The following is a 12,476-nucleotide window of genomic DNA, read 5'->3' on the forward strand; positions in this document are numbered from 1 at the left end:
GACACTGCACGCAGTGCGGCCAGCCGTTCGCCGACGAGCGCGACCGTTACTGCGCCGCGTGCGGCGCGCCCGCCCCCCTCGCCGGGGGGCCGGTCAGCGTCACCGGCGCCGCTGAGTCGCCGATCGCCGTCACCGCCGCCGAGGTGGCGGGCGCAGCGCCGAGTGCCGGGCGCCGCGCCGGTGAGGAGCTCGCCGGGCGCAACTGCCCGTACTGCCGGTTTCCGTTGAAGGCTGCCGGCACGGTCCACGAGTGCCCGGCGTGCCATGCCGTGCACCACAGCGAGTGCTGGCAGGAGAACGGTGGCTGCGCGATCGCCTCTTGCGCCGCCGGTCCGGGCGCCCAGCCGACCGCGGTTCTGGGCGCGCCGGTGACGGCGACGTTTGCGACCCCGCCGCTCGCCGCCGCAGCGCTTGCACCGCCGCGACCGCCCGTCGCCGCGGCTCTCGCCGTTCCGCCACCGCCGCCTCCGCCCGTCGCCAGGGCGTCGGGCCGGCGCGTTTCGCTCGGCGCGGTGGCGATGGTCGCGGCGCTGGTGCTCGCGCTCGGCGGGTCGGCGACCGCGCTTGTTCTGACCACCAAGCATGCCAACCCCTCCGAGCAATCCACCGCCGACGTGTCGGGCTCCGACCCGGCGTCTGACACGTCAAGCGAGGCGGGAACGAGCGACGGCTCGGGCACCTCCGGCGACACCGGCTCGGCGTCCGACTCCGGGTCCGACACGTCCGGCACCACCGGCTCCGACTACGGGTCCGACACGTCCAGCACCGGCGGCACGGACGACAGCTCCGGCAGCAACGACTCGAGCAGCTCATATGACGATTCCTCGTCGGCCTCGAACTCGGACACCTCCACATCGGCGTCGAGAGCCAGCAGCGCGTCGCCCGAGACGAAGGTTGAGCGGGCTGTGCGCCGTCATTGGCGCTACATCGAGTCCGGCGACTACGACGCCGCGTTCGACCTGCTCGCCCCGTCGCTTCAGGCGTCCTCCGGCGGCCAAGCCAGCTGGGTGGCTCAGCACGAGAAGGACAACCTACTGTCGGTCGACGTATCCGTTACTGCCCGCGATGTCAGCGGCTCGACCGCAATCGTCGACGTCGACACGCTGCGCACCGACGCCGAGGTGACCGGCTGCAAGGACTGGTCGGGCTACTACGAGATGGTCAAGACCGGCGGCCGCTGGAAGATCGCCAAAGCCAAGCTGGCGCCGAGCTCGTGCTGAACGACTTGCGTCGCATCCCGGTCCCGGTCGCGGTGCTGACCGTCGCTACGTCGGCGATCCTCACCGCTGGCATGCTGACCGTTGGTTCGGCTGCGCTGGCGGATGACCCGCAGCCAACGGCGGTCGGGACTGTACCCGGCGGGCCGCCGCGCGATGCCCACGCCGCCGCCGCGGCGGGCGCAAAGCGCCGTAACACCTCCGAGCCTCACAAGCGCGGAGCCGCGCCCGTCCGGACCCGTGGAGGCGAGCCCGCTACGACGAACAAGGCGATGGAGGATCAGGGCAACCGCGGCAGCTCCGGGTCCGGATCGCTGCCCGAGCTCGTCGGCCAGATGCTCATGAGCGGTATGGACGACACGATCCCGAGTCGGGCGCTGCTCAACCGGGTGCGCCGCGGCGAGGTCGGCGGCATCATCATCATGGGCCACAACGTCAGCGACCGGCTGCCCGCTGCGATCGACCAACTGCAGGCCGCCGCGCACGCCGGCGGGAGGCTGCCTCTGCTGATCGCGACCGATCAGGAGGGCGGCCAGGTCAAGCGGTTCGCGCTCCTGCCGCCGTCGCAGACCCCGCCGCAGATGGGCGCCGCCGGCGCTACGGCCGCCCGACGCCAAGGCCAGGCGACGGGTACCGAGCTACGTAGGCATGGCGTCAGCGTCGACCTGGCGCCGGTCGCCGATGTCCCCGCCGGTCCAGAGGCGTTCATCAAGCGCGAAGGCCGCGCATTCGGCGCAAGCGCGGCCACGGTCGCGGAGGCGGCCGCCGCGTTCGCTGATGGCCTGGAGCGCGGCGGCGTCATCCCGGCAATCAAGCACTACCCCGGTCTGGGGACGGCAAGCCAAAACACCGATGCCGCCCCCGCGCACCTGCGCACCACGGCCGCCGAGCGCAGCGCATTCGGGCGGCTGCTCAGCGACAGCCCGCCGATGGTGATGGTCTCGAGCGCCATCTACGACGACATCGACGCGCGCCGGCCGTTCGTCCTGTCGCCGGAGGGCCTCAGCTCGCTGCGCGAGAGCTTCGGCGGCGTGATCATCACCGACAGCCTGACGGCCCGCGCGCTCGGCGACTTCAGCGCCCCGGCGGCTATGGCTGCCGCCGCCGGAGCCGACATTCTGCTCAGCGCCGGCACGGAGGCCGAGGGAAAGGCAATGTACCGCCAGGTGCTCCACGCGGCCCGCAGCGGCCGGATCAGCCTTAGCCGCCTGCGGGACAGCAACCAGCGGATCGCCGCCCTCAAGGCGCGTCTCGGTTGAGCCGAGCGACGTCTATGACGGCACGGCGTGTGCGTCGTCCGCGAGTCTGAGCACAATGGCCGAGGCAGGCCGGTCTAGCGGTCGTCGACCTTGGTCTGCCCCGGTTTCGGTTCCTTGTGGTTGCAGCGGGTGCAAACATCAGCGTGCGCCCATACTCGTCGCGTTCATTCGGCAGGTACTTGAAGTCGCGCCCTCACGGCACACAGCGCGTCGCGTCCGCGGCGTCGGTCAAGCTCGTGGCGTGGCCGATCCCACTGCCATCACCGCCGTCGTCGGCATCGTCGTCTCGGGTGTGGTGGGGCCCTCGGTGGGCGGCTGGATCGCCTCGCGTCGGGCCGCCCGCGAACACGAGTACTCCCGCGTTCTCGTCGATCGGAAGGAAGCCCGCGAGGTGCTTGACGACGCGACCCAGCACCTTGGGCGCGCGGGCAGGCTTCGTGGCGCGCTCGACTCGCTGTTCATGACGCATGCGGCATCGATCCGCGCGAACCAGCCGTCCCACATCGAGGCATTCCACGAGGCATCTCGAGTCGTCGATCTCGATCACGCTCGCTTGGCGCTCCGCTTCGGCAGCGAGCACCCCGTCGTGGTCGCGCACGCCGACGCTTGGCGCGCCCTCGTCTTCTCCTCGGACGCGGTCAATATCGCCGCCGACCTTGGGCAACACGCCGACGTCGCGAAGTCATGGGAGAAGCTGAAGCAGTCGGGTGCCGACTTCGATGCGGCGTACGAACGGTTCTCAGCGGCTGCACACGAGCTGGCGGCCGTACAATTGCAGCCGCGCTCGTCTCGTCGCTGAATTACGTGGAGCGCGCGGCGCCACGGCGCTTGAGCAAGGCGCCGAGCATGGCGATCGCGTCCGGCGCTGGCAGCGCGTCTACCGCCTTGAGCGCGGCGTGAAGCTCGCAGAGCAGCACGCCGCCGCATTCAACAGCGAATCGGCTGATCCACCGGACAGCGGCGCGCTCGAACTGCGGATCGTCGAGCCGCTCCATCAACAGGAGCACAGCGAGCGCGTCCACCAGGCCGAGCCACCGCGGAGCTCTCGTGCTGCAGCACGAACGCCGGGCGAGATCATCAGTAGCGAGAGCCCGGTCGAGACGGGCGCGGACAACCGGGTACGGAGGCGGCATTTACGAACATATGTTCGCGTACGTGTCGGACGAACGTCGGGACGGCGTCGCGGGTTCCCGCCCGGGGGACTGCTCGCTAGCTCGTTTGCTGCAGCACGACGGTAACTACCGCGAGTCCCACGAGCACCACAAACCACCACATCTCGCCCAGATCCAGAAGATCACGGGGATAGCCAACTCGTTCAGGTGCGCGCCCTTCCTCCCTTGCGCGGCGGGCCCTTGTGGGGCCGATCCATCCAAACCGCTCGAGAATCCAGCCGACAAAGCTACCGATCATGAGGAGGGCGTACCCGAGGAAGAAGAGCGCCCCGGCGACCCCGAGGACTATCGCGATGATGGTCCATGCCGTGGCGATCAAACGGACGTCCTTTCCCGAGGAGCCACTCGTCGCGTGAACCCCGCTAGTAGCGGAACTCCGCAGAGACGTCGTTGTAGTTGGCGTCAAGACCCTTGAACTTGATGACCAGGCCCGTGTCGGGCATAGCCGGGTACACGAGCACTCCCTCGGTCGACGCGCCGGCCGACAGGTCGTAACTCAGTTGCTCCTGATCGAAGTCGATCGAAGACTCCATCTGCTTTCCGCGCGAGACGACAGATGGGTCGGTATCCATCGACCCATCCTCGGGCCCCGTGTTCGTCGCCTTGACGTAGATGCGGGTCTGGTCCTTCGCGAACTCAATCTTGGAGATCGTGATCCGCACGTCCCCGAGCGTCTCCGTCTTCGACGAGGCGGTTGAGATCGCCGGGTGCATCGCCCCCGCGTCGGTGATCTCGTAGTCCGTCGCGAGAATGCGCGGAACAGAGAGCTCGCCCCCAAGTGCGTTCTCACCTTCGAACTGGTCGTAGACGGTGCCGGCCTTCATTGCGAGGTAGTCGTCCTCGCTGACCTCGAATCCCTGGTCTTCGATGAGGACGATCGCCTGGTGGTTCTGGTCGTCGTCGAGCCACATCTGGAGGGCGAGCCCGACCTCGCCGCTACGGTCGACGTTGAAGACCTTTCCCACGAGGCCCTTGACCCTCGCCCCTTTGAAGTCATTCGCGCGGTGCTCGAGTTCGCCGAAGTTCTCGGACGTGAACGTCGGAAGATCTTCCTTTGCCGCAGGCGTACTCCCGGACTGAAGCGCGCTTTCGTCGCTGGACGTTCCACACCCCGAGAGCGCCGTCACCGCCACGACGGCGCCGATACAGACGATCCTTACCATCGCGCGAGCATTCCGCCGCGGCCCCAACGCGTCAAGCGTCCCTGATCGATAGGGGAGTAACGCTGCGATCGGGGTCCGCACTGTAATCAGCCGGAAGACAATCCGCGCTCGGTGCCGCTCAATGTGAGCGCCTCGAGCGCGACATCCGTGATCCGGAGCGCGGTCTCCCACCAGTCTTCGTCAAAGACCGGGGCTCCGAGATCGAACTCGCGACGGATGGCGCGCTCCACGGCCCACGCGACGCGCTCGCGATCCTCCTCGTCGCTCATCGGGCCGGGTTCCGAACCTTCCGCGGGTCGCCGATGACGAGTTGCTCGCTCGTGTCGCGCAGAGCCGCCGTGGCCGTCAAGGAGCGTGCGGTCACCCGTCGAGTCGAGCAGATGGCGCCGTCGAACCGTGGCCTGAACGTCGTGTCGAACGTTCCGCGCACTCGCCCGAGGACGCGAGCGCCCGCCTTCAGCGAGACGCTGTACGTAGCGGACGGCTCCTCTTCATTGTCGGACCAGGAGATCGTCCCATAGACCCTTAGCCGGGTCTTGCAGCGCCCGACGGGGCGCAGGAGCTGAACGCGGATGATCCAGCCTTCGAACACGGGCGGCTCGTCGCTCACGGTGAGCGTCCGCACCGGGCCCCACGGGTACTGCGTTCCCTCCATGAACCCATCGCCATCGCTGTCCACGCTGTCGTCGCGAAGTCGGACGTGCCAGTAGTACTGGCCGGAGTTCAGCGGGATGGGCGATTCCCAAGGGGCGACCCCGTCGCGCGGGTTCCGCATGTAGAGGATCGCGAATTCGCTCGCCGCCTCGTCCACAAACTCGCCAGCGCTCGGCCCTGCCGTCAGCGTCTCGGGCGAGCGCGACAGCTCGATATCTGCAGCTCCCTTGAGGACGTCGAACACGAACGTGGGACGGGAGCTGACGACGTCTCCGTCGATCGGGCTCAGCGCGTCCGCCGCGAACGCCGCGCTCGGCACTGCAAGCGTCGCCGCGAGCGTGGTGATCAACGCGACCCTACGCATCGCGCACGCAGTCGAGCGCGCGTTGGCCCGCGGCTGGTATCCGGTCGCCGGCGTCGGGGAGATCGGTGAACGTCCGTGCGGTCCCGTTGACGGCCTTCATGCCGGACAGGTAGGCGCCGTCCTCGGGGAACCGCACGAGCACCATCAGCCGCGGTCCGGGCGCGTCGATCTCGGCCGCCATGAAACTCGACCCGCCGCGCTGGACGATCGCCCACGGCGCGTCCTTGAGTTCGCGATCGTGCGCGCGGACGGCGAAACGCAGCGACGCCTTCTCCTGGCCGGACGGCTCGCGACACGTCAGCGGCGCGGGCAGGGATCGCTGGACTGTTCCACGCCGCGTGATGCCCACGAGCTGCGTCGCGCTGCCCGCTGACGACTTGGCGCTGATCTTCACGTCCGTCTCGCCTCTCGCGAGGTTGAGGCGGATGCTGAAGCGGCCCTTGCGCGAGACGGTAACCGCCCTCGGGGGGCCCCATCCCCGGCTCGGCCTCTTCGCCCAGACGAACCTCACCACGGCGTCTGGCGGCCGAACCTCACCGCGGAGCACAAGCGTCGAGCGCCGCGTGTTGTACAGCAGCGCGTCCGCCGGGCTTGAGAGTGAGTCTTCGCGCGCGCCGACGACGGCCCTATCGAGATCGATCTCGGTCTGGTCTGGAGCGTCGTCCCGTGGTGACGGTGCGACACCCTCGGCCGCGGCGAGCGATTGCGTCGGCTCGGGCGTGATCGATGTGCGGGCGGGCGGATCGCTGCCGCAGCCCAAGATCACCACTGTTGTCGCAATCGAGAGTGCGCTCAGTGATCGCAAAGTAGCGCGATCATCTCCAACAGCCGGAGCGCTCGTCAAGCATCCCTAGGCGCGCGGGTAGCCCATGCGCTAGTCAGGGCGATGCTCGCCGATCTCCGTCAGGCGCGCCACGAGCCGGCCGAAGCTGTCGAGATCCTCCGGTCGGGCGCCCGCGCTGATCGCCCGCAGCGCGCGATCTCACGCGAGCTGTGCGGCCCACGAAGCGGCGGGGCTCTCGGAGCCCTGCCTCGGCCGCGGCGACTGCTCCTGCGTCGCCGAGGACTAGCGCGCGATCTCCCGGGCGCCCTACGGGGCGCCCAGGAGTACGTTCACCCGTATGTACACGCCGGAGCGTTGGAAGGTCGACGGCCGAGTCGTCGCAGGCCCAGACGACCGAACGCTGTATGAGCGCGAGATCGTTACCGAGCGGATGCCGGGCGGCGGGACGGTCATCGGTCCACGAGTCCTGCCGCGTAGCGTGTACGTGGCGGTGCAGCGGGTCCTGGACCGCGCTGCGAGGCGGCTTCTTGAGGAGGAGCTGCGTGGCAGAGGGGAACTAGCCGCCCCGGGGGCGTAGGGGGACCAACCGAGCCATTGATCACGAGGGCGCAGCTCGGCGAGTTGCTCGCCGTGAGTGAAGACACGGTCGATGCGATGCGGCGGGCGGGCATGCCGTCGATTCGCTGGGGCCGAAGGCTCGTGCGGTTCCGTCCGTCGGAGGGCGATGGCATGGCTCGAGCAAAGGCAACGCGACGAGGAAGAGGCAACGGCGGTGGGTATAGGGCCGCGGCGCCATGCGAGCAAACTACCCGATTGTCTCGCTCGCCGGCGACCCGACTCGCCGGCCACTTGGTCCGAGCCGCAGAGGCTCTCGCCGCCGAGATGTCACCCGCCGGGCGTCGCAATCCGCACCGACGCCGAGACGCTGATGCTCATCGACCCTGCGACACGCGACCTGCTGCGCACTCGCCGCAACGGCTCACCTCGGAGCGAAGTTCGTTATTCGAAACCAGTCCAGGTTCGGTCCGGCACAGCTACACCCAAATCGCGCCGCGCGAGTTGGAAATTTTCGTCGAGTTCCATGGGAAGTAGGCCGTCGGTACCCCGTCGGAAAGTGCGGCCGTCGGTGGGCTGACCCTGTACGAAGGCGTGCGGTCACTTCCGGGGTTTCTGTCCGACCTGCATGCTTACTTGTGGTAAGTGGATGTTCTTGAGCGATTCACGCGCGAGTCTCCGCCCGTCAGCGACGGCAGGAGAAGCGCTCAGCTGAAGGTCTTGCACGGACTCGAGCGATTCGTCGCTCCAGCTCCGCTGCTCTCCGCCGACGGCGAAGCGGTACGCGCGTTTCTCAACGGCCGTCGCGATGGTGGCGCGAGCGCCGGCACGGTCAGGAAGGAGCGCTCGGTGATGACGTCGTTTTTCACCTGGGCGTGGCGCGAGGGGCTCGTGACCGCCGATGCGCTGATCGCAATCCGGTCGATCCCCGTGCCGGAAGGCTCCAGCGGGGTCGCGCAGCCGCGCCCGTACAAGCGCTGGGAGATTCAGGAGCTCTGGCGCGTGCTGGACGAGCGTTGGGCGCGGCTGGCGCCCGAGGACGCGGAGCGATGGCTGCGTCGTTGGCAGGAAGGCCGCTCGCCGTATTCGCGCGTGCGCTCTCACGCGATCCACCTGCAGCTCGAGGCGGTCGTCGTGCTCGCACTTTCCTGCGGCGTGCGCCGGGGTGAGATCTACCGCTGCTCCGTCGATGACATCCATCCGGACAACGCGTACATCTCGGTTCGGCGCAGCGACGGCACCATCCGTGAGTTGCCGCATACCGGCATGGCGCGCCGAGCTGCCGGCGAGTGGCTCGATTTTCGCGCGCGGGTCGATCCGCCGCACGACCGCGCGTGGCTGAACCTGTGGAGCGAGAACACGATCACGCAGCCGATGACCGAGCACTCCTTCGAGAAGCTGCTCGGCTCCTACCTCGGGCGCGGCTGGACGTTCCGGCGGTTGCGCGACACCGGTGCGGTGGAATGGCTGCGCGCCGGCCTGCAGGTCTGGCACCTGCAGCGGATGCTCGGGCACCGGTCGATGAAGGACACGCTGCCGTACGTCGAGGCCGCAGGCGGGGACGTGCAACGGAAGCTCGAGCAGGTCGAGCGCGCCTTGCCGTGGTCCCGAACGGCGAGGCAGAATGTGGCAAGCGGGTAGCGGGGCGCGCCAATGGTCGTCCGCGGTCCGCCGTCGTGGCGCTCGTCGCAGACACGCCTCGGCGGCTGCGCGCCGGGCTCCAGGTCCGGAGCGTGGGCAGCTGCTGCGGGTCTCGCGGCCGTGCGGGCCACGAGTTCGCCAACGCCTGGTGCGGGTCAACGGCCGTTTTCCTTCGATCGGGGCCGGCTTGACGGCATGGCGTGTTGCCTCTGGCTCGGCGAACGTGTCGTCGCCCGTGGCGTCGCTCCAGGTCGATCCCCATCCCATGACCCTGGGCCGCGGGCCGCGGCGCCTGTGCGGCGTCCTCGGAGCGACGCTCCGCCGTCCAGACGGGCCGTCACGGGTTGCTACGGATGAGGCCGGAGCCGCTGCGGTAGATGACCGCTCGCCCATCTACGAATCGGTCCGCGGTCCCCTCTAGACCCCGGGGGTCACGCGATGCCTTGAGCTGTCGGTTACGGCTGGCGGGGACCCTTCTCCATGATCGGGTTCGGCGTGTGGCGCGGCGGCCCGATGCGTTGCGCTGGGGCAGCGCGGCGCTGTAGGCGCGCCGCGCACGCGCAGGCCGATCTCCATGTCGGTGGCGCACAGCTCGATGGCGTCGGAGCGCGCGTGGCCGTGGCGCATGGATTCGCCCAGGATGTTTGGTTACTGCGAGTAAGCAATCAGCTTGAGTAGCCTCGCCGTCGCCGGCGCGGAACACACGATGCGCGTCGGGCGCCTCCACGTTGCTGGGCGTCGCCCTCACCCGAGCCAGCCAAGATGAGCAGCGCCTGAGCGATCTCGCGCGCGTTCTCCTCGCTGAGCCAGGTCCACGCCGAATCTATCTCCCAGGCGGATACCGAGTCAGAGCCCCCGATCTTGAGCCTGATGTAGACGCCGCGCTCGTAGTCCGGGTGCTCGGGGTCCCCGTGGGCCTCGACGAGGACTATCCGTCCGGGGTAGTCAGCCATGATCTCGATCTCGTACGAGATCGGCTCGGGGGGCTCTGCGGGGGTGCTCATATCTGCCTCCGGCGCGGGTGCGCTTGCTTTGTACCGGTGTCCGGCGGATCGTGGGGCCTCGTCGTGTCTCATCTCTGCGTCGCTGACTCGGCTGACCGGAACGGCGTCGACTTTAGTTCAAGCGGGACGGAGGAGAAGCCAGCAGCTCGGAAATAGGGGAGTGATTCGTTACGAGGTCACAAACGGTGAATCGCGACGTCTTGTGTGGTATCGCGGACATGCCGCAGTGAAAGCGCGACCCGGCCATGCCGCTGCCGTCGTGAGAACGCCGTGGACCGGGAACAGAGCCGAGCCGAAGCCCGACCGTCGCGTGGAGTACTGGCGTCGGGCTTTGGTGCACAGCTTCAGGCGGTGTTCTCGTTGTCCGTTGTCCGGTGCCGCGCGCTTACCTTCCGTAAGGTTAGCCGTACCAGCACGACGCGCGCAGCACGTCACCGCCTTGAGCTGGTCGACATCGCTCTCGAGTGGCTCTCGGACGGCCGCCCCGGGGGCCTCGGCCTCATGGCGTTGCCGGGCGCGCAGTTCCCCGGCGACGTTCAGCGCAACGTGCTTGGCCCTGGGCTGCAGGCGCCGGGCGTGATGATCGTTGGCATCGTGTCGGAGCTCGCCGAGGCGATCGCGATGACGACGTACGGCTCAGGCGACCTCATCCTCCAAAGGTTCGGCAGCGGGTGTTGGCCGGGTTTTGGCGGTCGCCAGTTGACAGCTGCGTCACGCGGCTGGGTGGCCGGCACGGGTGAGGTTGCCCCCTTCATCTCGCATTCGGGCTGCTATTTGCGGCGTGAACACCGGAGTCCCGGCGTAACTACCTAGACAGGTGACGGGTCGCTCGTAGATTACGGCGAGAACAAGACGTCGGGGTTGGACATCCACCGATGCCTCGGCCCAGAGACCAAGTAGGAGTGACCGTGAGTGAGTTCACGATTCAGCCCCCGTCAGGATTGACCTTCGCAACGTGGCGCGTGACCCTGCATGCCAGTGCTGTTGACAGACACGTCTGTGACCGCTGTGGCCGGGCGTGTGGCGAGAGCGCTGCAGAGAGTGCAAATGTGCTGACCGCCGTTTGCAGCTCTCGGCGTCGGCGCAGCGGCCGTCGGCACACCGCCACCGGCTTCTCGGCCTCCCCGCGGTCGGGCCGGGCTCGAGGTCTCCGGTGACCGACATCGAGCGCGCTTCTGCGGTCGAGCCCGTCGCATGTCAGACCCGTCAGAGCTTTGAGGCCCGTGAGGGGGGAACAGGGCCGGCGGTGCTGTTGGACGAGGTGTCCAGCGAGGTCGGCAGCTACATCGCCTTGCGGCCGGAGCAGACGACGGCGGTGGCCCTTTGGGTTCTGCATGCACACGCGGTCGAGGGCGCGGAGGTGACGCCGTACCTGGCGATCACGAGCGCGGAGAAGCGCTCGGGCAAGTCATTGCTGCTGCTCACGCTCCAGCAGCTCGTGCCGCACGCCTGGTACGCGATCGCGCCGACAGAGGCGGTGCTCTACCGCAAGATCGCGCGAGATCGCCCGACCCTGCTTCTGGACGAGGTCGATACGTTCTTTGGACGCAACGCCGCCCAGCACGAAGGCGTCCGCGCGCTCCTGAACGCGGGCCATCGCCGCGGCGCGACCGTGCCACGCTGCGTCGGCAAGAATTACGAGGTCCACGACTTCCCGACGTTCTGCGCGAAGGCGCTCGCCGCAATCGGCGAGCTTCCGGACACCGTCGCAGACCGCTCGATTCAGATTCGCCTGCGCCGTCGCGCGGTTCACGAGACGGTTGCTCGTTCCTACCGGCGCGAGGTCGAGGCCCGGCTCACCCCGCTGCGTGACCGGATCGCCGAGTGGGCGGTGGACGCGACCCCAGCTCTCGTCGATGCCCGTCCCGCGTTTCCCGAGGCGCTTCACGACCGCGCCGCGGATGCCTGGGAGCCGCTGTTCGCCATCGCCGATGCCGCCGGCGGAGACTGGCCCGAAAGCGCGCGCCGTGCCGCGATCCTGCTGTCCGGGGGCCAGCTCGACGACGGTTCGCTCGGGATCCGCTTGCTGGCCGACATCCAGGAGGTCTTTGCCCACGACGATCGCCTCTCCACGACCGAGCTCGTGAGGCGTCTTCACGGCCTTGCCGAAGCGCCATGGTCCGAGATTGCCGACGGCCGACCGCTGACGGCCGCCCGGTTGGCCGCGTTGCTGCGCGCGTACGACATCTCCAGCCGGCAGATCCGCCTACCCGACCGTCGCGCGCAGGGGTACCACCGACATCAGTTCGAGGACGCCTGGTCGCGCTACCTGCCGGCGACACCTTCCGGAGACCGTCACGTTGCCCCTGACAACCCTGACACGGACGCCACCGCCGCTGGCGCGAACCCGAGTGGGTGGATGCCGACGGAATCGGAGGCCGTCGCGAGGCAAGCGCGCCACGAACCGCGCGACCTGACGCTGAGTGACTTCAGCGCCGAATTGCTCAAATCTGACCGAACGCTCGAGGAGGCGGTCTTGCTGATCGACCGACGGATAGCCCTCGAGACTTGAGCAGCCCAGTCGCCGCCCCGTGCTCAGGTGGGACGCGCGCCCGTGGCGTCGCCGCGAAGAAGATGTGCCAGACCCCACCGCAGGGGACGCGGCCGCCCCGGTCCGCCACGAACTGCGAGACCGTGGGACGGGTGGGCTTCGGACCAATGGG

The 12,476-nt window shown here is 68.6% G+C and carries 13 protein-coding genes and 1 pseudogene; 7 read left to right on the forward strand and 7 right to left on the reverse strand.

Going from position 1 to position 12,476, the window contains the following annotated elements; all coding sequences use genetic code 11:
• Positions 1-143 precede the first annotated feature (143 nt).
• From H958_RS49245 to H958_RS0127405, 4 genes and pseudogenes are all read left to right on the forward strand, one after another.
• Positions 144-311: pseudogene (locus H958_RS49245) on the forward strand (RING finger protein); the annotation flags it as partial.
• A gap of 207 nt (positions 312-518) precedes the next feature.
• Positions 519-1,220: a nuclear transport factor 2 family protein gene (locus H958_RS48535; RefSeq protein WP_231379383.1), complete on the forward strand. Its 702-nt coding sequence runs from the start codon at positions 519-521 to the stop codon at positions 1,218-1,220.
• Positions 1,214-2,476 (forward strand): glycoside hydrolase family 3 N-terminal domain-containing protein, encoded by a 1,263-nt coding sequence (locus H958_RS40790; protein ID WP_028060987.1) that lies wholly within the window; start codon positions 1,214-1,216, stop codon positions 2,474-2,476. Before H958_RS48535 ends, H958_RS40790 begins: the two co-directional genes overlap by 7 nt.
• A 241-nt stretch (positions 2,477-2,717) precedes the next feature.
• Positions 2,718-3,275 (forward strand): hypothetical protein, encoded by a 558-nt coding sequence (locus H958_RS0127405; RefSeq protein WP_028060988.1) that lies wholly within the window; start codon positions 2,718-2,720, stop codon positions 3,273-3,275.
• A 1-nt stretch (position 3,276) separates the two neighbouring features.
• Here the strand turns inward: H958_RS0127405 and H958_RS0127410 are convergent, their stop codons facing one another.
• The 6 genes from H958_RS0127410 to H958_RS0127435 form a co-directional block, all read right to left on the reverse strand.
• Positions 3,277-3,498, reverse strand: a complete 222-nt coding sequence (locus tag H958_RS0127410) for a hypothetical protein (protein ID WP_028060989.1) — start codon at positions 3,496-3,498, stop codon at positions 3,277-3,279.
• Between the two features lie 187 nt (positions 3,499-3,685).
• Complete coding sequence (locus H958_RS0127415; RefSeq protein ID WP_028060990.1) at positions 3,686-3,967, reverse strand: hypothetical protein; 282 nt, start codon at positions 3,965-3,967, stop codon at positions 3,686-3,688.
• A gap of 43 nt (positions 3,968-4,010) precedes the next feature.
• Positions 4,011-4,811, reverse strand: a complete 801-nt coding sequence (locus H958_RS0127420) for a hypothetical protein (protein ID WP_028060991.1) — start codon at positions 4,809-4,811, stop codon at positions 4,011-4,013.
• 86 nt (positions 4,812-4,897) lie between these two features.
• Positions 4,898-5,080, reverse strand: coding sequence for a hypothetical protein (locus H958_RS0127425; protein WP_028060992.1), 183 nt, complete (start codon positions 5,078-5,080; stop codon positions 4,898-4,900).
• A complete protein-coding gene (locus tag H958_RS0127430; RefSeq protein WP_156028313.1) occupies positions 5,077-5,709 on the reverse strand; it encodes a hypothetical protein in 633 nt (210 codons plus the stop codon). Before H958_RS0127430 ends, H958_RS0127425 begins: the two co-directional genes overlap by 4 nt.
• A 112-nt stretch (positions 5,710-5,821) precedes the next feature.
• On the reverse strand, positions 5,822-6,634 hold the full coding sequence (locus tag H958_RS0127435) for a hypothetical protein (RefSeq protein WP_156028314.1): 813 nt from the start codon (positions 6,632-6,634) through the stop codon (positions 5,822-5,824).
• 1,179 nt (positions 6,635-7,813) lie between these two features.
• On the opposite strand from H958_RS0127435, the gene H958_RS0127445 reads away from it, so the two are divergent.
• Entirely contained in the window at positions 7,814-8,809 is a 996-nt protein-coding gene (locus tag H958_RS0127445) for a tyrosine-type recombinase/integrase (protein ID WP_156028315.1), read from the forward strand.
• A gap of 665 nt (positions 8,810-9,474) precedes the next feature.
• On the opposite strand, the gene H958_RS0127450 is transcribed toward H958_RS0127445, so the two are convergent.
• Complete coding sequence (locus H958_RS0127450) at positions 9,475-9,813, reverse strand: hypothetical protein (RefSeq protein WP_028060997.1); 339 nt, start codon at positions 9,811-9,813, stop codon at positions 9,475-9,477.
• 270 nt (positions 9,814-10,083) lie between these two features.
• Here H958_RS0127450 and H958_RS0127455 point away from each other — a divergent pair, with 270 nt between their 5' ends.
• Positions 10,084-10,626, forward strand: coding sequence for a hypothetical protein (locus tag H958_RS0127455; protein ID WP_156028316.1), 543 nt, complete (start codon positions 10,084-10,086; stop codon positions 10,624-10,626).
• Between the two features lie 340 nt (positions 10,627-10,966).
• Entirely contained in the window at positions 10,967-12,325 is a 1,359-nt protein-coding gene (locus H958_RS40795) for a DUF3631 domain-containing protein (RefSeq protein ID WP_051324887.1), read from the forward strand.
• The last annotated feature ends 151 nt before the right edge of the window (positions 12,326-12,476 follow it).

The sequence above is a fragment of the Candidatus Solirubrobacter pratensis genome, assembly GCF_000425945.1.
Classification (GTDB): Bacteria; Actinomycetota; Thermoleophilia; order Solirubrobacterales; family Solirubrobacteraceae; genus Solirubrobacter; species Solirubrobacter pratensis.

What these genes read in the sequence shown, in the direction of transcription:
- H958_RS0127450 (WP_028060997.1), bottom strand. Translation starts at nt 9,813, where the DNA reads ATGAGCACCCCCGCAGAGCCCCCCGAGCCGATCTCGTACGAGATCGAG.
- H958_RS0127420 (WP_028060991.1), bottom strand. Translation starts at nt 4,811, where the DNA reads ATGGTAAGGATCGTCTGTATCGGCGCCGTCGTGGCGGTGACGGCGCTC.
- H958_RS48535 (WP_231379383.1), top strand. Translation starts at nt 519, where the DNA reads ATGGTCGCGGCGCTGGTGCTCGCGCTCGGCGGGTCGGCGACCGCGCTT.
- H958_RS0127425 (WP_028060992.1), bottom strand. Translation starts at nt 5,080, where the DNA reads ATGAGCGACGAGGAGGATCGCGAGCGCGTCGCGTGGGCCGTGGAGCGC.